The sequence below is a fragment of the Streptomyces sp. NBC_01314 genome (genome assembly GCF_041435215.1).
Taxonomy (GTDB): domain Bacteria; phylum Actinomycetota; class Actinomycetes; order Streptomycetales; family Streptomycetaceae; genus Streptomyces.
Map to the genome: position 1 here is coordinate 4,280,577 of NZ_CP108394.1, position 19,850 is coordinate 4,300,426.

Below are 19,850 nucleotides of genomic sequence, written 5' to 3' on the forward strand. Positions count from 1 at the left end.
GGACGGAAAGACGGGAGAGCACGGGGCGTGCGAGTGCCGGACGTACACATACGGGGCTCACGCGCGCGAGGCATACGGGTCCTGGCCGCCACCGGGGCGCTGGCCGGGCTGCTCGCCGGCTGCGGCATCCGGGCCACGCAGGTGCCGACGGACTTCGGCCCGGCGCCCTCGATGGTGCCCTGCGAGCTGTCGGTGACGGACATCGCGACACAGACGACCCCCTCCGGCATGCCGGTCGACGTGTTCCTCCTCTGTTCCGGGGCGCTCGTGCGGGTCAACCGCTCGGTGGAGGTCGCCGAGGGCACCGAGGAGGCCCAGCGGCGCGTCCGCGTCGCACAGGGCCTGCTGGACGCCCTGGCGGGCGACCCCACCGACGTCGAGGACGAGGCCGGCTACAGCACCGCCGTCCCGGCCGGCCTCACGGTGACGGGACCCACCCCCGGCGACCCCGAGGACACCCTCCGCCTGTCCACCGCCCCGGACACCCTCCCCAAGGACGCCCTCGCCCAGATCGTCTGCACCTTCGCAGACTCCACGGCCGCCGGCGACAACGGCTCGGTGGTACTGGGCGGCACGAGCGCCGAGTCGCTACGCCGCTACGAGTGCACCCCGGAGACCGAGTCGTCCCCGGGCGCGGGCGGCCCGCCTTCGACGGGGGTCAACGGCTCCTGAGCCGGGCGGCCGAGGGTTCCTGAGCCCGGCGCCTCACGGCCGAGGTCCCACCACCCGGGCCACCGCGACAGGGCCGGCGAGTGAGCCGAAGGGGCGCGCCTGTGCCGGGAGCGCATGGGGGTCCCTCCCGCTCGAGCGAAGCCGAGAGTGGGGGAGCGCGGAGGCCCCGACGAAGGAGGGGTCGAGCACGGTCGCGCTCCCGGCCCAGGCTTCTGCGCCCCGGAGGCGAACCGAGCCCAAAAAAACAGACTGCAACCGATCGTGCCGGGGGCCGCGTCTTGGGGGGCGTGCAGCCTCAAGGTACGAACGGCGGTAGCGCCGAGGTCCGTGTCCGTGCGGCGGGGGGTGTTCTCCTCGCCGTACATCTCGCGGTCGTTGCCTGGATCACGCTGCGTCCGCTGGACGTCACCTGGATGAGTCCCGCGAATCTGCGGCCGTTCGCAGGGATCAGAGCGGATCTGACCCTGGGGTGGCCGGAGGCGGCCCACCGGATCGGTGAGGGGCTGGCGCTGCTCGCTCCGCTGGGCGTCCTGCTGCCGATGGTGAACGGAAGACTGGCCGTGTCGCCGCTCGCGTCGCTGGCCCGGTCGGTGGCGGCCGGGGCGCTGCTGTCGCTGGCCATCGAGTTGTTGCAGACCGGGGTGCCGGGGCAGGTCGTCGACATCGACTCGATCCTGCTGAACTCGGTCGGGGTGGGCCTCGCCCACATCGCGGTGGTACCGGGGGTCAGGTCGGCGCTGCGGCGGAGGGCGGAGACCCGGGTGCGGGCGGCGCGTCTGCGCCGGGAGGAGTTGTCTCAGGGTCGGACCCCGACGATTCCCAGGGTCGGGATGGCTCCGTAGAGGGACGCTTCGTCCGCTTCGTCACCGTAGCGTCGAAGGTGTGGAAACGAGAGCGGTGGCCGTCAGGAGGCCCCACCCCACCGTCGGCCCGCGGCCGGCGTTCTACGCTGACGAAGGAGCCCTCATGAGCCGCCTTGCCCGCCCCACCGAAGGCCGGATGATCGGCGGAGTGTGCGCCGCGCTGGCACGGCGCTTCGGCACCTCCGCGACCACGATGCGCGTGATCTTCCTCGTGTCGTGTCTGCTTCCGGGCCCGCAGTTCCTGCTCTACATAGCCCTCTGGATCCTGTTCCCCTCGGAGGGCAAGGCCCGCATGGCTTGGTGACGCGCACGGCCGATGACGCGCACAGCGACGGGGCGCACCCTCCAGGGGTGCGCCCCGTCCTGACGTCGTGGTGTGGCTCAGGCGCCGCCACCGAGGGGCAGGCCGCTGACGCCGAGGCCCTTGGCGGGGAGGGTCTTGCCGACGGGGAGGCCGCCGAGCAGTCCGGCGACGGGGGCGGTGGGTCCCTCCGCGAGGACGTTGGGGGCGGCGGGCTGCGCGGCCTTCAGGCCGGCACCGAGCGTGCTCTGCCCCTGGGCGAGAGCGCCGGTGACGGTGCCGAGGGCCTGGGAGGCCTCGGGGGCACTCGGTGCGCTCGGGGCAGCGTTCGCGGCGCCCGCGCCCGCAGCGGCGATGGCGGCGCCGACGACGGCGACACCGAGGGTCTTGGCAGCAGACTGCTTCATGTTGAATGCGTCCTTGGAATGCGTTTGACGGGTGGAGAGCGGTGTCGAAACGTAAACACCAAAGTCCCGCCGGAGGCAAACATCGAAAAGCGGCCGCGCGCCGTCCGCGTGACCGCTTCCCGAAGTCGCCGTTCAGCTCCGTTCGTCGACAGAACCGCTGGTGGAAGCCGTTTGCCGGAACAGCCATTCGGATTTCAACTCGGCGTAACCGGGCTTGATGACGTCATTGATCATGGCCAGTCGTTCATCGAAAGGAATGAATGCTGACTTCATAGCATTGACCGAGAACCACTGCATGTCGTCGAGCGTGTAGCCGAAAGCCTCGACAAGATGCTCGAATTCACGGCTCATGCTCGTGTGCGACATCAGCCGGTTGTCGGTGTTCACGGTGGCCCGGAAGTGCAGTCGCCGCAGCAGCCCGATGGGGTGCTGGGCGTACGAACGGGCTGCGCCGGTCTGGAGGTTGGAGCTCGGGCACATTTCCAGCGGGATGCGCTTGTCGCGGACGTAGGAGGCGAGGCGGCCGAGCTTCACGGAGCCGTCCTCGTGGACCTGGATGTCGTCGATGATGCGGACGCCGTGGCCGAGCCGGTCGGCGCCGCACCACTGCAGCGCCTGCCAGATGGAGGGGAGCCCGAAGGCTTCCCCTGCGTGGATGGTGAAGTGGTTGTTCTCGCGCTTGAGGTATTCGAAGGCGTCGAGGTGGCGGGTGGGCGGGTAGCCGGCCTCGGCGCCCGCGATGTCGAATCCGACGACGCCGAGGTCGCGGTAGCGGTTGGCGAGTTCGGCGATCTCCAGGGCGCGGGCCGCGTGCCGCATGGCGGTGAGCAGGGCGCCGACGCGGATGCGCCGGCCGTCGGCCCTGGCCAGCCGCTGGCCCTCCCGGAAGCCCTCGTTGACGGCCTCGACGACCTCTTCGAGGCTGAGCCCGCCTTCGAGGTGCTGTTCGGGGGCGTAGCGGACCTCGGCGTAGACGACGCCGTCCGCGGCGAGGTCCTCGGCGCACTCGGCGGCGACCCGGAACAGCGCGTCGCGGTTCTGCATGACGCCGACGGTGTGCGAGAAGGTCTCCAGGTACCGCTCCAGCGAGCCGGAGTCGGCGGACTCGCGGAACCAGACTCCGAGCCGGTCGGGGTCCACTTCCGGGAGGCGGGGGGCGTAGCCCGAGGTGTGGGCGAGCTCGACGATGGTGCCGGGGCGCAGCCCGCCGTCGAGGTGGTCGTGCAGCAGAACCTTGGGCGCCCGGCGGATCTGGTCCGAGTCCGGGGTGCTACCGGTCGGGTCGGTCTGGTTCGTCATTTTCGCACGATAACGCCTACGCGCGTAGAGCGCCTGTCGGGTGATCCCGTCGATATCCAACGGTGACCCACAGGACGGGTGGCGTACACCCTCTCTTCTGACACTGTTCTGTCATGGCGCAGCAAGCAATGCCGGTCCGTACGCCCCGACTTGGGCGGACGCTCGGCCCGGAGCCGAGCACGGTCAGCGGGGTCGTCCTGCTGCTCCCTGCCGGTGACGAGGCATCCACCCGCAGACCCTCTCCCATGATGGCCACGGCCTCGGTGCGCACCCTCGGCCGCCGGCTCGCCCGCGCGGGCCGTACGGAGGGGCTGGCGACCCATGTCGTGCACTACCGCTACCGGGGCTGGAACGGCACGGAGGCGCGGCTCGCGCGGGACGCCGAGTGGGCGGTGGACGAGGTGGTCCGGCGCTACGGGGACGTGCCGGTGTGTCTCGCCGGGCTCCACATGGGGGCGCGGGCGGCGCTGCACGCGGGTGGGCACGAGGCTGTCAACTCCGTGCTGGCCATCGCTCCCTGGCTGCCCGAGGAGGATGTGGCGGCGCCGCCCGAACCGGTGAAGCAGTTGTCGGGGCGGCGGGTGCTGATCGTGCACGGGACGAATGACGAGCGGGTGGATCCCGAGTTGTCGTTCCGGTTCGCGGCGCGGGCGAAGAAGACCAACCCCGACATCTGCCGGTTCGAGGTGCACGCGGACCGGCACGGGTTGACGCAGTACCGCGACGAGGTGCACGCACTGGCTTCGGACTTCGTGATGGGGGTGCTGTTCGGGAGGGCGTTCGCGCGGCCGGTGGAGGACGCGCTGGCCGCTCCGCCGCCGTTGGGGTTGCGTATGCCGCTCGCTTCCGGGTTCGGGATGGCTCGCTCACGGAGGGGCGTCTGAGGCGTCGTATCGCCGCTGCGGGTGCGTGGGGGCTTGTCGCGCAGTTCCCCCCGCGTCTCTTGGGTCGCTGGGCGCAGCTCCCCGCGTCCCTGGGCGTGGTTCCCCGCGTCCCTTGGGTCGCTGCGGCTCAGCTGCCCAGCAGGTTGCCCCTTCTCGACAGCAGGAACTTCTTGAAGGCCGCCACCGGGGGTGTGTCCGGGTGGCCGTCGAGCCAGGCCACGCCGATTTCCCTGGCTGCTCTCGGGGAGGTGACCGTCAGTTCGACGACTCCTGGTCTGGGGACGGCCGGAGGTGGCAGGAGGGCTACGCCCAGGCCTGCCGCGACCAGGCCCCGGAGGGTTTCCGCCTCCTCTCCCTCGAAGGCGATGCGGGGTTTGAAGCCGGCCTCCTTGCACAGGTCGTCGGTGATGCGGCGCATGCCGTAGCCGGGTTCCAGGGTGACGAAGGTTTCGTCGGCGGCCTCGGCGAGGCGGACGCGTTTGCGGGCGGCGAGGCGGTGGTCGGCGGGGACGACCAGGCGGAGCTTCTGCTCGTCGAGGCGGCGGGCCACCAGGTCGGGGGCGTCCGGGACGGGGGACGTGAGGCAGAGGTCGAGTTCGCCCGCGCGCAGGCGTTCGAGCATGGCCTCGCCGTAGTTCTGGACGAGGCTGAAGCGGACGCGGGGGTGTTCGGCGCGGAAGGCCTGGAGGAGGCCGGGTACGGTCTCGGCACCCATGGTGTGCAGGAAGCCGAAGGCGACCTTGCCGGTGGCGGGGTCGGCGTCGGCGCGGACCTCGTCGGCGGCGCGCTCGATCTCGGCGAGAGCGCGTTCGACGGAGGCGTGGAAGGTGCGTCCGGCGTGGGTGAGGGAGACCGTGCGCCCCCGGCGGGCGAACAGGTCGACGCCCAGGTCCTGTTCCAGGCGGACCATCGCCCGCGACAGCGTCGACTGCGGGACCCGCATCTCCCGCGCGGCCCGGGTGACGTGCTCGGTGCGGGCGACTCCGGCGAAGTAGGCGAGGCGGGGGGCCAGGCTCAGGACGATGTCCTCGATGTCTTCTGTGTCACCGGACGGTGACAGGTACGGCTCTGACCTCTGCTCATGCATCACGGGAACGATTATGGGGGTTCCATGCATTGGACGGATGAGTTGCGGCGTACGTAGTTTCGAGGCATGCCTTACGCCAGTACCGAGGCGTCCACGACCGTGGGCGCCGCAGCAGCCACCTCCGACCGTTCGTCCGCCGCCGACTCCCGAGTGGCCCCCGGTGGGCCCGGCTACCGCCGGATGAGTCTGGCGCTGTTCCTCGCGGGTGTCGCGACCTTCGCCCTCCTGTACTCCACACAGGCTCTGCTGCCGCTGATCTCGGACGGCTTCGGAAGTACGGCGAGCGCGGCGAGCTGGACGGTGTCGGCGGCGACCGGTGCGCTGGCGCTGTTCGTGCTGCCGATGAGCGCGCTGTCGGAGCGGTTCGGGCGGCGTACGTTGATGACGGCGTCGCTGGCGGTCGCGGTGACGGTCGGGCTGCTGATCCCCTTCGCGCCCTCGCTGGGGGCGCTGGTGGTACTGCGGGCCGTGCAGGGCGCCGCGCTGGCCGGGGTGCCGGCCTCGGCGACCGCGTACCTCGCCGAGGAGGTCCGGCCCAAGGCGCTCATCACCGCGATCGGTCTCTTCGTCGCCGGCAACAGCGTCGGCGGCATGAGCGGGCGGGTCGTCACCGGGTGGGTCGCCCAGGAGTGGGGCTGGCGCGTCGCGCTGGCGGTGCTCGGGGTGATCGCGGTGGGGTGCGCGGTGGCCTTCCGGCTGCTGCTGCCGGCCCCGAAGCACTTCGCGGCGGGGTCGCCGCGGCCGCGGGTGCTGGCGCGGACGGTGCGGGCGCACCTCGGGAATCCGTTGCTGTGCCGGCTGTACGCGATCGGCGCGCTGTTCATGACGGTCTTCGGCGGCGTCTACACGGTCATCGGCTACCGGCTGACCGACGCCCCCTTCTCCCTTCCGCAGGGGGTCATCGGGTCGATCTTCCTCGTGTACCTGGTGGGTACGGTGTCGGCGTCCACCGCCGGCAGGCTGGTGGGGCGGCTCGGGCGGCGGGGTGCGCTGTATCTCGCGGGTGGTACGACGACCGCCGGGCTGGTGGTGTCGCTGTCCGACTCGCTGGTACTGGTGCTGCTCGGGCTGGTGCTCATCACCGCCGGGTTCTTCGCCGGGCATGCGGTCGCCTCGTCGTCCGTGAGTCATACGGCGAAGGAGGGGCGGGCGCAGGCGTCCGCCCTGTATCAGTCGGCTTATTACGTGGGGTCCAGCGCGGGAAGCACGCTCGGGGCGGTGGCCTTCCATGCGGGGGGCTGGGGCGGGACCGTGTCGATGGGGCTGCTGGCCGTGCTGGGGGTGATGGGGATCACCGTGGTGGGGTCCCATGCGGCTCGGCGTGGGCCGGTACCGGTTCACTGAGCTCGCTTTTCGCCCTCGCCGCCCCTGACCTGCCCCTTCCTTCCTCCCGCAGGCCATTGTCAGTGGGCTGCGGTAGCTTCCGAGGTGTTGGTACGCACAGGTACGCCACAGGGGTGGGTTGGCCATGAGTGACGGTACGGCGACAGCGACGGCGGAGCTCGATGTCCGGCTGGAGAGGCACCGGGTCGAGCTGACCGGGTACTGCTACCGGATGCTGGGCTCGTCCTTCGAGGCGGAGGACGCCGTGCAGGACACGATGATCCGTGCCTGGCGGAGTTACGAGAAGTTCGAGGGGCGATCGTCGCTGCGATCGTGGTTGTACCGCATCGCCACGAACGTGTGTCTCGACATGCTGACCGCGGGGAACAAGAGAGCCCGGCCCATGGACCTCACCGAGTCCACATCGCTCGCCAACGCCGCCCTCTCCCCCCGGCCCGACAACACCTGGCTGGAGCCGGTGCCGGACGCCCGGGTGCTGCCGACGACCGACGATCCGGCGGAGGCCGCAGTGGCCAAGGAGTCCGTGCGGCTGGCGTTCGTCGCGGCGTTGCAGAAGCTGCCCTCGAAGCAGCGTGCGGTGCTCATCCTGCGTGAGGTGCTGGCATGGCGGGCGAGCGAGGTCGCCGAGCTGCTCGACACGTCCGTCGCCTCGGTGAACAGCGCCCTGCAGCGGGCCCGCGCGACCCTCGCCGAGGGCGACGGGCAGATCGCGGCGGCCGATGTCTCCGACCCGCTGGACCAGGAGCAGCAGAAGCTCCTGGAGCGCTATGTGGCCGCCTTCGAGGGGTACGACATGGCGGCGCTGACGGCTCTGCTGCACGAGGACGCGGTCATGACGATGCCGCCGTTCGACCTGTGGCTGACCGGGACGGGCGACATCACCGGGTTCATGACCACGCTCGGCGCGGCCTGTGCCGGCTCGCACCTCGTGCCGGTCGCGGTGAATGGCCTGCCGGGCTTCGCCCAGTACAAGCCGGACCCGGAGAAGGGCGGCTTCAGCGCGTGGGCCGTGCAGGCGCTGGAGATCTCAGAGGGCCGGATCGCCGGATTCCACTGCTTCCTGGACACCGCCCGCTGGTTCCCCCTCTTCGGCCTGCCCCTCCACATCGAGGGCAAGCCCGACCAGGCGCAGTAGCGCGCACAGCGCCGGGCCGGGGTCCCGCAGTCGTATCCGGCCCCCGGCCCGTTTCGCCGCCAGCTGCAACCGGGCCAGTACGTCGATGACGCCCAGAGTCGGTGGGCCGATCCCGGCGACATCGCACACCACCACCCCGGTCCCGGTCGCGTCGAGAAGTACCCGCACGTCTTCGCAGAGCCGTGCCACCTCGTCACGGGTGACGGGGCCGGCCGGCACGAGTACAGCGGGTGTCTTGGCGTCCACGAACGGTAGACCCGCCGGGCGGTTGTAACTCATCGGTACCGGCCCACGACGGAAGCCCGCTCAGGTGTCCGCCCGTCGGGACCGTTTTGACCCGTGCCCCTCCCGCCCCGGAGGGTTGCCTGTATGCCCCATGCATCTGCACCGCCCTGGATACCCGACTGCCACCTCGGGCCCGTCGTCGAGGTGGCGTCGTGCAGGGGGTACTGACGGGCTTCGCCGTCATCGCGGTCGTCATCGGGGTGGGGTACGCGATCGGACGCGCCGGTCATCTCGGCGAGCACGGTCGCGAGGTGCTGACCAAGCTCGCTTTCCATGTCGCGTCACCGGCGCTGCTGTTCACCACGCTCGCGGGGGCCGACCTTTCGACGGTCTTCTCCAGCCGGCTGCTGGTGACCGCGCTGAGCACAGCCGCGGTGGCCGGGGTCTTCGTCGCGGTGGGAGTCGTGCGGGGCTGGGGCGTGGGCCGTACGACGATCGGCGCGCTCTGCTCCAGCTATGTGAACTCCGGCAACCTCGGCATCCCGATCGCGGTGTACGTCCTGGGCGACGCCTCGCTCGTCGCACCGGTGCTGCTGTTCCAGCTGATCGTGCTCAGCCCGATCGCGCTGACGGTCCTGGACCTGACCGGCGAGGGTGCGAAGGGTTCGCTGTGGCGGCGACTGCTGACGCCGCTCAGGAATCCGATCGCGGTGGGCTCGCTGGCCGGGGTCGCGGTCTCGGCGATCGGCGTGCGCGTCCCCGCGCCCGTCATGGACCCGCTGACACTGATCGGCAACATGTCGGTGCCGGCGGTCCTGCTCGCCTTCGGTATCTCCCTGTGCGGCAGCACGATGCCGGGCCGGGGCCCCGACCGTCACCCGGTACTGCTGTCGGTCGCGCTGAAGTCGGTGGGCCAGCCCGCGGTGGCCTGGGCGCTGGCGGTGGGCGTCTTCGGGCTGCGCGGGCACCAACTGCTCGACGTGGTGGTGACCTCGGCACTCCCCGCCGCCCAGAACCTCTTCACGTACGCCTCCAGCTACCGCGTGGCCGAACGGCTGGCCCGGGACTCGATCCTGCTGTCGACGGTGTTGTCGGTGCCGGTGCTGGTGGTGGTCGCGACACTCCTCGGCTGACGCCGACCATTCGGCTGACTCCGGCCACTCGGCTGACCCCGGCCGCGCGGCAGGGGGCCGGCACCCGAAGGTTCCGGCCCCCTGCGCACGTACTCCGCCACGCGAGCTCAGGCCATGGCTATGCGTTCCAGCACCACCGGCGCCGCCGTGAACGGCGTACCCGCGTCCGCGATGTCGTACGAACCCTCCACGGCCTGCAGGGCGTACGCGAAGCGCTCCGGGGTGTCGGTGTGGAGGGTGAGGAGGGGCTGGCCCTCCGTGACCGTGTCGCCGGGCTTGGCGTGCATCTCGACGCCCGCGCCGGCCTGGACCGGGTCCTCCTTGCGGGCGCGGCCCGCGCCGAGGCGCCAGGCGGCGATGCCTATGTCGTACGCGTCGAGGCGGGTCAGGACGCCGGAGGCGCTCGCCTTCACCACGTGCTGTTCGCGCGAGGTCGGCAGCTCGGCGTCCGGGTCGCCGCCCTGGGCGGTGATCATGCGGCGCCAGGCGTCCATCGCCGAGCCGTCGGCCAGCGCCTTCGCCGGGTCGGCGTCCTTCACGCCGGCCGCGTCGAGCATCTCGCGGGCCAGGGCGATCGTCAGCTCGACGACGTCCGCCGGGCCGCCGCCGGCCAGGACCTCGACCGACTCACGGACCTCCAGCGCGTTGCCCGCCGTCAGGCCCAGGGGCGTCGACATGTCCGTCAGGAGGGCGACCGTCTTCACGCCGTGGTCGGTTCCGAGGCCCACCATCGTCGACGCCAGCTCACGGGCGTCCTCGATGGTCTTCATGAAGGCTCCCGTGCCCACCTTCACGTCCAGGACCAGGGAGCCCGTCCCCTCGGCGATCTTCTTCGACATGATGGAGGAGGCGATCAGGGGGATCGCTTCCACGGTTCCCGTCACGTCCCGCAGCGCGTAGAGCTTCTTGTCCGCCGGGGCCAGGCCGTCGCCCGCCGCGCAGATGACCGCGCCGACCTCGTCGAGGACGGCCAGCATCTCCTCGTTGGAGAGGAGGGCGCGCCAGCCCGGGATGGACTCCAGCTTGTCGAGGGTGCCGCCGGTGTGGCCGAGGCCGCGGCCCGAGAGCTGGGGGACGGCCGCGCCGCAGGCCGCCACCAGAGGGGCGAGCGGGAGAGTGATCTTGTCGCCGACGCCGCCCGTGGAGTGCTTGTCGGCGGTGGGGCGGGACAGGGACGAGAAGTCCATGCGTTCGCCGGAGGCGATCATCGCGGCCGTCCAGCGGGCGATCTCACGGCGGTCCATGCCGTTGAGGAGGATCGCCATGTTGAGGGCGGCCATCTGGTAGTCGGCGACCTCGCCCCGGGTGTACGCGTCGATGACCCAGTCGATCTGTTCGTCGCTGAGCTCGCCGCGGTCCCGCTTGGTGCGGATGACGGAGATGGCATCCATCGACAGAGACGTCATGGCTTTCCTTTTCGAGGGTTCCGAAAGTGTGCGGCCCCCCTGAGCAACTCAGAGGGGCCGCACGGGAGTCACTTGGTGAGATGGTCCGGGCCGAAGGCCTGGGGCAGCATCTCCGAGAGGGGGACGATTCCCGCCGGGGTCTCCAGCAGGAGGTCCGGGCCGCCGAACTCGTAGAGCAGCTGCCGGCAGCGGCCGCACGGGACAAGGATCTCGCCCTTGCCGTCCACGCAGGTGAAGTGCGTGAGACGGCCGCCGCCCGTGCGGTGCAGCTCCGAGACCAGGCCGCACTCCGCGCACAGGCCGAGGCCGTACGAGGCGTTCTCGACGTTGCAGCCCGAGACGGTGCGGCCGTCGTCGACGAGGGCGGCGACGCCGACCGGGTAACCGGAGTACGGGGCGTACGCCCGGGACATGGCGTCCCGGGCCACCGTACGAAGCCCGGCCCAGTCGACGGCGGTCACTTGCCCTGTCCCTTCCGGTACGGCATGCCGTCCGCCTTCGGCATCCGCAGTCGCTGGGCGGAGAGCGCGAGGACGATCAGGGTGATGACGTACGGCGTGGCGGCGACGACCTGGTTGGGGACCTCGTTGGTCGTCGCGTACCAGGTGAAGACCAGGGCACCGATCACGAAGGTGATCGCGGCCGAGACGTACTTCTTGCGGACGGCCTGCCAGATCGCGCCGATGACCAGCAGCAGTGCACCGAGGAGCAGCAGGGCGTGGACGTTCTCGGAGCCGCCGCGCAGGTTGAGGCTGTCGGTGTAGCCGAAGAGGCCGGCGCCGAGGGCGAGGCCGCCCGGCATCCAGTTGCCGAAGATCATCGCGGCGAGACCGATGTAGCCGCGTCCGCTGGTCTGGCCCTCCAGGTAGAAGGGGTTGGCGACGATGGCGAGGAAGGCGCCGCCGAGGCCGGCCAGGCCGCCGGAGATGATCACGGCGAGGTACTTGTACTTGTAGACGTTGACGCCGAGGGACTCGGCGGCGACCGGGTTCTCACCGCAGGAGCGCAGGCGCAGACCGAAGGCGGTGCGCCACAGGATCCACCAGGTGGCGGGGATCAGGGCGACGGCGACGAGGGTCAGCCAGGAGACGTCGGTGACCAGTCCGCCGAGCAGGCCGGCGAGGTCGGAGACGAAGAACCAGCCCTTCTCGTTGAGGGTCTGGAGCGCGTCCGAGAGCCCTGGCACCGTGAACTGGCCGAGGGAGTCGACCGGCGGGGACTGCTTGGCCGAGCCGCCCTGGTGGCCCTCGAAGGCGAGGGGGGCGAGGTAGCGGGTGGCGCCGAGGGCGAGGATGTTGATGGCCACACCGGAGACGATGTGGTTGACGTTGAAGGTGACGGTGACGAAGGCGTGCAGCAGGCCGCCGATCGCGCCGCCCGCGATGCCGACCAGGACACCGGTCCACGGGCCGTACTGGAAACCGGCCCAGGCGCCGAACCAGGTGCCGAGGATCATCATGCCTTCGAGGCCGATGTTGACGACGCCCGCGCGCTCGGCCCACAGACCGCCGAGACCGGCCAGGCCGATCGGTACGGCCAGTTCCAGCGCGGTGGACATCTGGCTGACGTTGGTGATGCCGTCGGCGCCGGTGATGATGCGGACGATCGAGGTGAGTGCCAGGACGCCTGCGATGACCAGCAACAGCACGGGCAGCGACAGCTTGCGGCCGGTCGGGGCGGCCGGCTGCAGCGAGGGCTGGTTGACGTCGGTCGCGGTGGTGCTCGTGGTCATCGGCCCGACACCTCCTTCTTGACGTTGTGGTTGTCGGAGGAGTCCGCGCCCAGGACGTTGCCCGCGGCGAGTTCGGCGCCGACCCGGCGCTGCTGACGGCGCAGGCCCCACTCACGCACGGTTTCGTACGAGACGACGACCGAGAGCACGATCAGGCCCTGCATGATGACCGCGATCTCCTTGTCGTAGTCATGGAAGTCCAGCTCGGGCGAGGCCTTGTCGAGCCAGGCCCACAGCAGGGCCGCGAAGGCGATGCCGACCGGGCTGTTGCGACCGAGCAGGGCGATACCGATGCCGAGGAAGCCGATGCCGGTGGGGAAGTTGAGGCTGTAGGTGTGGGTGTCGCCGAGCAGGATCGGCAGACCCGCGAGGCCGGCGATGCCGCCGGAGATCAGCATGGCGGTGAGCACCATGCGTCCCGGGTCGACACCGCTGGCCGCGGCGGCCGTCTCCGAGGCGCCGGAGGCGCGCAGGTCGAAGCCGAAGCGGGTACGGCTGAGGACGATCCAGTAGCCGATGCCGAGCAGGACGGCGAGGACAACCATGCCGTAGATCTCACCGGCCGCGCCCATGTCGATGCCGGGCACCCAGCCGGACTCGGCCATCTCGCCGGTGGTGTTGTTGTTGCCGACCTTGACACCGAAGACGTTCGGCAGCCAGAGGTAGCCGATGACGGAGGTGGCGATCGCGTTCAGCATGATCGTCGCGACGACCTCGCTAACGCCCCGGGTGACCTTGAGGACACCGGCGATGCCGGCCCAGAAGGCGCCGGTGAGGATCGCGGTGAGCATCAGCAGCGGGATCTGGAGGAACGCCGGCAGGTCGACGTGGGCGCCGACGATCGCCGCCGCCATGGCGCCGAGCAGGTACTGGCCGTCGACACCGATGTTGAACAGGTTCATCCGGAAGCCGATGGCCACCGCGAGGGCCGCCACGTAGTACAGCGAGGCCTGGTTGATGATCCGGACCTGGATGTCGGAGAACGTGGCCTGCTCGAACATGATCGTGAACGGCTCGACCGGGTTCTTCCCGGAGGCGAGCAGCACGATCGCGGTGAGGGCGAAGGCCACGGCGAGCGCGAGGACCGGGCCGGCCACCGCGAGGAGCACACGCTCCTTGTCGAACTTCTTCATCAACGGGCCTCGTCTTCCGGGGCGTCCAGGGTCTTCGACGGACCGCCGGCCGGAGGCTGCGGGGTCTCTTCGTGTTCGAGGTGGCCGGTGGCGGCGCCGGTCATGGCCGAGCCCAGCTCCTCGGGGGTGATGGTGGCCGGGTCGGCGTCGGCGACCAGCTTGCCGTTGTAGATGACCCGGAGGGTGTCGGACAGACCGATCAGCTCGTCCAGGTCGGCGGAGATCAGCAGCACGGCCAGGCCCTCGCGGCGGGCCTCGCGGATCTGGTCCCAGATCTGGGCCTGCGCGCCGACGTCCACACCGCGGGTGGGGTGGGCGGCGATCAGGAAGCGCGGCTTGTGGCTCATCTCGCGGCCGACGATGAGCTTCTGCTGGTTGCCGCCGGAGAGGGAGGCGGCGGTGACGTCGATGCCGGGGGTGCGGACGTCGTACTCGGCGACGATCCGGCGGGTGTCCTCCTGGGCGGCCTTCGGGTCGAGCCAGACGCCCTTGGCGTTGGGCCGCTCGGTCACATGGCCGAGGATACGGTTCTCCCAGAGGGGGGCCTCCAGGAGCAGACCGTGCCGGTGGCGGTCCTCGGGGATGTAGCCGATGCCCTGCTCGCGCCGCCTGCGGGTGTGCCAGGTGGTGATGTCGTCCTCGGCCAGCGCGATCGTGCCGGAGTCGGCGGACTTCATGCCGATGAGGGCGTCGACCAGTTCGGTCTGGCCGTTGCCCTCGACACCGGCGAGGCCCAGGACCTCGCCCGCGTGGATGGTGAAGGTGATGTCGTCGAGCAGCGCCTTGCCGCCGACGGCCTCCAGGCGGAGGTCCTTGACGGTGAGGACCGGGCGGTCGGTGACCGTGGACTCGGCCGTCTCGGGGGTGGGCAGCTCGCTGCCGACCATCAGCTCGGCGAGCTGGCGCGGGGTGGTCTCGGAGGGGACGGCCGTGCCGACCGTCGTGCCGCGTCGGATGACCGTGATCTCGTCGGCGACGGACAGCACCTCGCCCAGCTTGTGCGAGATGAAGATGACCGCCAGGCCCTGTGTCTTGAGCTCGCGCAGGTTGGCGAAGAGCCCCTCGACCTCCTGCGGTACGAGCACGGCGGTCGGCTCGTCCAGGATCAGGGTGCGGGCGCCTCGGTAGAGGACCTTGAGGATCTCCACGCGCTGGCGCTCGGCGACGCCCAGCTCCTCGACCAGGACGTCGGGGCGGACCCCGAAGCCGTACCGGTCGGAGATCTCCTTGATCTTGCGGCGGGCCTTGGCGCCGATGCCGTACAGCTTCTCGCTGCCGAGGACCACGTTCTCCAGGACCGTGAGGTTGTCGGCGAGCATGAAGTGCTGGTGCACCATGCCGATGCCGCGGGTGATGGCGTCGGCCGGGGACGAGAACGAGACCTGCTCGCCGTCGACCGCGATGGTGCCCTCGTCCGGCTTCTGCATGCCGTAGAGGATCTTCATCAGGGTCGACTTGCCGGCGCCGTTCTCCCCGACGAGGGCGTGGACGGTGCCCTTGCGGACGGTGAGGTGGATGTCGTGGTTGGCCACGACGCCGGGGAATCGCTTGGTGATCCCGGCGAGTTCGACGGCGGTCACCTGACCGTTGACCGCCACGTCGGCCGGAGGGCTGCTGGACGCGTTGATGGCGCACTCTCCTGGGAAAGGGGGTCGTCTACGCGCGTAGCGCCCCTACGGCATCGGAAGCGGGCGGCGACGCACCGTGACAACGGGGTACAGGGAGCGATACTCCCCGTACCCCGTTGAGCGGACGTAACCCCGCGGTTACTGGCAGCCTCGGGTTTGCCTGAACTCCCCCGGGGCCGCCCGGCTGCTCGTGGTGTAGCTGGGTCAGCAGGCCTCGATCTGGATCAGCTGGTCTTGACCTTGATCTCGCCGCTGATGATCTTCTCCTCGGCCGTGGTGATGGCCTTCTGGAGCTCGGTGTCGCTCTTGAACTTCGGGTTGGAGTCCGCGAGCCCGACCTCGCCGGTCTTCAGATCGCCCCTGACGATACCGGTCCCGGGCTTACCCTCCTCGACCGACTTCGCCAGGTTGTACACCGCCTTGGCGACGTCCTTCGTCGCCGAGGTCAGGATGGAGTCCTTGTACTTCGCGAGGGCTTCCTGGTTGTACTGGTCGGAGTCGACGCCGATCGCCCAGATCCTGTTCGCGGCGGCCGCCTCGATCACGCCCTGGCCGGAAAGACCGGCCGCGGCGTAGACGACGTCGGCCTTCTTCTCGATCTGGCCCTCGGCGGCCGTCTTGCCCTTGTCGGGGCTGGAGAAGCCACCCTCCTCGGCCGTCTGGGTCAGGTACTGACTGAGGACCGTGACCTTCGGGTTGGTGTCCTTGACGCCCTGCTCGAAGCCCGCCTGGAACTTGTGGATCAGCGGGATGTCCACGCCGCCGACGAAGCCGACGACATCGCTCTCGGTGCTCCTGGCCGCGGCGACACCCGCGAGGTACGAGGCCTGCTCCTCGGAGAAGACCAGGTCCGCGACGTTGTCCAGCTGGACCGTGGAGTCGTCCACGATGCCGAACGTGGTGTCCGGGTACTGCTCGGCGGCGGCCTTCACGGCCGTCGCGTACGCGTAGCCGACGCCCACCACCGGGTTGTAGCCCTGCTTGGCCAGGGAGGCCAGGCGCTGCTCCTTGTCCGCGTCCGTCTCGCCCTCGGTGGGCTCGATGTCCTCGGTCTCGTACCCGAACTCCTTCTCCGCCTTCTCCAGGCCCGCGTACGCGGCGTCGTTGAAGGACTGGTCGCCCTTGCCGCCGACGTCGTACGCGATGGCGAGGCCCATGTCGCCCTTGGCGTCGGCGGAGGACGAGGCCTCCGTCGAGGTGCCGCCGCAGGCGGAGAGAGCGAGGGCGAGAGAAACGGTCGCTGCGCCTGCGACCGCTGTGCGGGAAACCCGGCGCATGTGTTGGTGCTCCTGTCGTACAGCGCCGGGGGTACTGCTCAGCAATGCTCACTGCGTCGGCGCCTTTATGGCTTTCGCCGCAGAGTAACGCGCGTAGACCCTCTGGGTGAAGCCTGGTGGACCGGGTTGTTATGGGGCCGTGTTGCAACGTGGGGCGGAGGTGTGGGGCTGGGGTGTGGGGCGCAGGGGGCGGGGCGATATCGGTCGAGTCGTGGCCGCGGGTTCGTTGTGGCTGGTCGCGCCCGCGCGGCGGAGCCGCGAGGCGGCCGGCCCCGCGCCCCTGAAGGCGGACGGCGCGGCCCTGAACCGGCGTAATACGAGTGAAGCGGGCGGGTGCACAGGTGCACCCGCCCGCTTCTTGTCACTCGGAGGCCTCGCGGCGCTCGGAGATCGACGACTACTCGGTCTTCACCTTGATCGAGCCGTCGGTGATGCCCGCCTTGGCCTTGGCCACCGCGTCGGTGAGGCCCGCGATCTCGCCCATCTTCGGGTTGGAGTCGGCCAGGCCGACGCCGTCCACCTTCAGGTCGAAGGTCTGGACACCGGTGAGGGGCTTGCCGTCCTCGACGGACTTGGCGAGGGCGTAGACCGCGCCGCCGACGTCCTTCAGGGCGGAGGTCAGGATGTAGTCCTTGTAGGTGGCAAGGGCTTCCTGGTTGTACTGGTCGGAGTCGACACCGATCGCCCAGACCTTGGCCGCGGCGGCGGCCTCGATGACACCCTGGCCGGACAGACCGGCGGCCGCGTAGACGACGTCGGCCTTCTTCTCGATCTGGCCCTCGGCGGCGGCCTTGCCCTTGTCGGGGCTGGAGAAGCCGCCCTCCTCGGCGGTCTGGGTCAGGTACTGGGAGAGAACCTTGACCTTGCCGCCGCTGGTGTCCTCGACGCCCTGCTTGTAGCCGGCCTCGAACTTGTGGATGAGCGGGATGTCCACGCCGCCCACGAAGCCCACGGTGTTCGTCTTGGTGGCCTTGGCGGCCGCGACACCGGCGAGGTACGAGGCCTCCTGCTCGGCGAAGACGAGGGACGCCACGTTGTCACCCTCGACGACCGAGTCGACGATGCCGAAGCTGGTCTTCGGGTACTTCTTGGCCGCGGCCTCCATCGCGGGGCCGTAGGCGAAGCCCACGCCGATGACCGGGTTGTAGCCCTGCTTGGCCAGGGACTCCAGACGCTGCTGCTTGTCGGCGTCAGTCTCGCCCTCGGTGGGCTCGATGTCCTCGGTCTTGTACCCGAATTCCTTCTGAGCCTTCTCCAGACCGGCGTACGCGGCATCGTTGAAGGACTGGTCGCCCTTGCCGCCGATGTCGTACGCGAGCGCGAGGCCCTTTTCGCCCTTGCTGGTCTCGCTACCGCTGCTGTTGCTGTCGCTGCTGGTACCACCACAGGCCGTGGCGGCGAGCGCCAGCGACGCGACCCCCACCGCGACGCGGGTCAGTTTGGAAATCCGACGCATCTTGAAGTTCCCCATCTTCTGCAAAGCCCCGCGACCGGGTGCTCAGTTCGGCGCACATTAACGCGCGTAGACCCTCCTGGGAACGGGGTTTCGACTGGCCGTTATCCATTCGTGCCGGTGGCCGTTACGTCCTCGTGAACCATGGGAGCGAAAGGGATGTGTGGGACACACCGCCTCTCACGTCCCTCGCGTTCCGTGCACATGGGGTGACTTCAGCGTGAAGGTGCGCGCTCCGTACGGTGATCGTACGGACACGCGCACCAGGCTGCCGCGAGGCCGGACGGGGCGCAACCGGAGCGGGTTACCGGCCGGCCGCGTCGAGGACGCGCATGCGGGCGTCCAGCAGGGCGGCCGCCGTGAAGAGTTCCACGCCCACGGTGATGGCGTGTTCGTCGGCGTCGAAGTCGCCCTGGTGGAGGTCGCGGACGGTGAGATCGCCCGGACGGCGGACGCCCAGGCGGGCCATGGCGCCGGGGACGTGCTCCAGGTACCAGGAGAAGTCCTCGCCGCCGAGGCTCTGCTCGGTGTCCTCGACGGACTTGACGCCACGGCGGGCGACCATGGAGTCGTGCAGCAGTTCGGTGACGACGGGGTCGTTGACGACCGGCGGGACGCCCCGGATGTAGTTGATCTCGGGCTTGGCGCGGTGCATGACCGCGACCTCCTGGACCGCCTCGTGGATCAGGTCGGGGGCCTGCCGCCAGGCGTTGATGTCCAGGCAGCGGACGGTGCCGGAGAGCTCGGCGTGCTGCGGGATGACGTTCGGGGCGTGGCCCGACTCGATACGGCCCCAGGTCACGACGAGCCCGGCACGGGCGTCGAAGCGGCGGGCGACCAGCGCGGGCACGTCGGTGACGACCCGGGCGGCCGCGGTGACGAGGTCGGTGGTGAGGTGGGGGCGCGCGGTGTGGCCGCCCGGCCCGTCCAGCGAGAGTTCCAGCCGGTCGCAGGCCGAGGTGATGGGTCCGTGGCGGAGGCCGATGAAGCCCGCGTCGACCCTCGGGTCGCAGTGCACGGCGATGATCCGGCCGACACCGTCGAGCGCGCCGGTCCTGATCACGTCGGCGGCGCCGCCGGGCAGGACCTCTTCGGCGGGCTGGAAGATCAGCCGGACGGGACGGGGCAGCCGGCCCTCGCGGTGCAGGTCGGCGAGGACGAGGCCGGCGCCGAGGACGACGGTGGTGTGCACGTCGTGGCCGCAGGCGTGGGCGCGGTCCGGGACGGTGGAGCGGTAGTCGCAGTCCACCTTGGTGTCCGGGATGGGGAGGGCGTCGATGTCGGCGCGCAGGGCGAGCGCGGAGCTGTCGGTGCCGTTCCAGTCGCCGATGTCACAGATGAGGCCGGTTCCGCTGTCGAGCACGCGCGGGCGGAGGCCTGCCTTCTCCAGGCGGGCCTTGATCGCGGCGGTCGTACGGAACTCCTGGTTGCCGAGCTCCGGGTGCATGTGCAAGTCGCGGCGGAAGGCGACGAGTTCGGCACGCAGGGCTTCCGGCAACGCGCCGGGGAGCGATGTTTCGGCTTCCCCTGGCAGATCTGCCTCGGACTCTCGGGACATCAGTTGGTTCACCCTCTGAAGGGTAGGGCGATCGGGCGACCTTCTCACCCTCGATCAACAAAAATCAGCCCGTGAGGGGAAGATTTCCGGTCGCACAACGCATACGTATTGGCAGGGATGGGTATACCCGTACGCCTCTTCGCGGGCGGGTCGGACCTCGGAGAAGGGAGTGCCGGGGTTGCCCGCGAATCCCATCGTTCAAACGTCCAGGGGTGCCCGGACGATTCCCACACTCCACGGATACCACGTCCGCGCCGTCTCACTGCCTCGGAACCATCACCGCCGCGCGTCGGTCCGGCCACGCTCTGTGTTG

At 70.2% G+C, this 19,850-nt stretch carries 19 protein-coding genes; 7 read left to right on the plus strand and 12 right to left on the minus strand.

All coding sequences use genetic code 11. The features are described from left to right. Positions 1–33 precede the first annotated feature (33 nt). The 3 genes from OG622_RS18725 to OG622_RS18735 all read left to right on the plus strand — a co-directional run bounded on the left by OG622_RS18725 (position 34) and on the right by OG622_RS18735 (position 1,839). Complete coding sequence (locus tag OG622_RS18725) at positions 34–672, plus strand: hypothetical protein (RefSeq protein WP_371577397.1); 639 nt, start codon at positions 34–36, stop codon at positions 670–672. A 287-nt stretch (positions 673–959) separates the two neighbouring features. Then, positions 960–1,514: a VanZ family protein gene (locus tag OG622_RS18730; protein ID WP_371577399.1), complete on the plus strand. Its 555-nt coding sequence runs from the start codon at positions 960–962 to the stop codon at positions 1,512–1,514. A gap of 124 nt (positions 1,515–1,638) precedes the next feature. After that, positions 1,639–1,839, plus strand: coding sequence for a PspC domain-containing protein (locus OG622_RS18735; RefSeq protein WP_371577401.1), 201 nt, complete (start codon positions 1,639–1,641; stop codon positions 1,837–1,839). Positions 1,840–1,916: 77 nt separating this feature from the next. Here OG622_RS18735 and OG622_RS18740 read toward each other — a convergent pair whose 3' ends face one another. Beyond that, on the minus strand, positions 1,917–2,243 hold the full coding sequence (locus tag OG622_RS18740) for an ATP-binding protein (RefSeq protein WP_371577403.1): 327 nt from the start codon (positions 2,241–2,243) through the stop codon (positions 1,917–1,919). A gap of 132 nt (positions 2,244–2,375) precedes the next feature. Continuing rightward, on the minus strand, positions 2,376–3,542 hold the full coding sequence (locus tag OG622_RS18745; protein ID WP_371577404.1) for an adenosine deaminase: 1,167 nt from the start codon (positions 3,540–3,542) through the stop codon (positions 2,376–2,378). Between the two features lie 113 nt (positions 3,543–3,655). On the opposite strand from OG622_RS18745, the gene OG622_RS18750 reads away from it, so the two are divergent. Continuing rightward, on the plus strand, positions 3,656–4,426 hold the full coding sequence (locus OG622_RS18750; protein WP_371577406.1) for a prolyl oligopeptidase family serine peptidase: 771 nt from the start codon (positions 3,656–3,658) through the stop codon (positions 4,424–4,426). Between the two features lie 127 nt (positions 4,427–4,553). Here OG622_RS18750 and OG622_RS18755 read toward each other — a convergent pair whose 3' ends face one another. Beyond that, positions 4,554–5,513 (minus strand): LysR substrate-binding domain-containing protein, encoded by a 960-nt coding sequence (locus OG622_RS18755; protein WP_371584140.1) that lies wholly within the window; start codon positions 5,511–5,513, stop codon positions 4,554–4,556. A gap of 66 nt (positions 5,514–5,579) precedes the next feature. Here OG622_RS18755 and OG622_RS18760 point away from each other — a divergent pair, with 66 nt between their 5' ends. After that, positions 5,580–6,857, plus strand: coding sequence for an MFS transporter (locus OG622_RS18760; RefSeq protein WP_371577408.1), 1,278 nt, complete (start codon positions 5,580–5,582; stop codon positions 6,855–6,857). A 124-nt stretch (positions 6,858–6,981) separates the two neighbouring features. Continuing rightward, on the plus strand, positions 6,982–7,992 hold the full coding sequence (locus OG622_RS18765) for a sigma-70 family RNA polymerase sigma factor (RefSeq protein ID WP_371577410.1): 1,011 nt from the start codon (positions 6,982–6,984) through the stop codon (positions 7,990–7,992). On the opposite strand, the gene OG622_RS18770 is transcribed toward OG622_RS18765, so the two are convergent. Further along, positions 7,885–8,271 carry an STAS domain-containing protein gene (locus OG622_RS18770; RefSeq protein WP_371577412.1) on the minus strand — a complete coding sequence of 129 codons (387 nt, stop codon included), beginning with the start codon at positions 8,269–8,271 and terminating at the stop codon, positions 7,885–7,887. The two genes, OG622_RS18765 and OG622_RS18770, sit on opposite strands and share 108 nt — an antisense overlap. A gap of 158 nt (positions 8,272–8,429) precedes the next feature. On the opposite strand from OG622_RS18770, the gene OG622_RS18775 reads away from it, so the two are divergent. Next, a complete protein-coding gene (locus OG622_RS18775; RefSeq protein WP_371577413.1) occupies positions 8,430–9,350 on the plus strand; it encodes an AEC family transporter in 921 nt (306 codons plus the stop codon). A 107-nt stretch (positions 9,351–9,457) separates the two neighbouring features. Here the strand turns inward: OG622_RS18775 and OG622_RS18780 are convergent, their stop codons facing one another. The 8 genes from OG622_RS18780 to OG622_RS18815 form a co-directional block, all read right to left on the minus strand. Continuing rightward, a complete protein-coding gene (locus OG622_RS18780) occupies positions 9,458–10,741 on the minus strand; it encodes a thymidine phosphorylase (RefSeq protein WP_371584141.1) in 1,284 nt (427 codons plus the stop codon). 83 nt (positions 10,742–10,824) lie between these two features. Beyond that, entirely contained in the window at positions 10,825–11,217 is a 393-nt protein-coding gene (locus OG622_RS18785; RefSeq protein ID WP_037694471.1) for a cytidine deaminase, read from the minus strand. Then, positions 11,214–12,488: an ABC transporter permease gene (locus OG622_RS18790; RefSeq protein ID WP_371577415.1), complete on the minus strand. Its 1,275-nt coding sequence runs from the start codon at positions 12,486–12,488 to the stop codon at positions 11,214–11,216. Before OG622_RS18790 ends, OG622_RS18785 begins: the two co-directional genes overlap by 4 nt. Continuing rightward, positions 12,485–13,621, minus strand: a complete 1,137-nt coding sequence (locus OG622_RS18795) for an ABC transporter permease (RefSeq protein ID WP_371577417.1) — start codon at positions 13,619–13,621, stop codon at positions 12,485–12,487. The genes OG622_RS18790 and OG622_RS18795 overlap by 4 nt, the downstream gene beginning before the upstream one ends. After that, on the minus strand, positions 13,621–15,201 hold the full coding sequence (locus OG622_RS18800; RefSeq protein ID WP_371584142.1) for an ABC transporter ATP-binding protein: 1,581 nt from the start codon (positions 15,199–15,201) through the stop codon (positions 13,621–13,623). The genes OG622_RS18795 and OG622_RS18800 overlap by 1 nt, the downstream gene beginning before the upstream one ends. A 272-nt stretch (positions 15,202–15,473) precedes the next feature. Further along, positions 15,474–16,526, minus strand: a complete 1,053-nt coding sequence (locus tag OG622_RS18805) for a BMP family protein (RefSeq protein WP_371577419.1) — start codon at positions 16,524–16,526, stop codon at positions 15,474–15,476. Positions 16,527–16,923: 397 nt separating this feature from the next. After that, a complete protein-coding gene (locus tag OG622_RS18810; protein ID WP_371577421.1) occupies positions 16,924–17,982 on the minus strand; it encodes a BMP family protein in 1,059 nt (352 codons plus the stop codon). A 301-nt stretch (positions 17,983–18,283) separates the two neighbouring features. After that, the gene (locus tag OG622_RS18815; protein ID WP_371577423.1) at positions 18,284–19,537 is read right to left on the minus strand and encodes an amidohydrolase; all 1,254 of its coding nucleotides are present in this window, start codon (positions 19,535–19,537) and stop codon (positions 18,284–18,286) included. Positions 19,538–19,850: the final 313 nt, after the last annotated feature.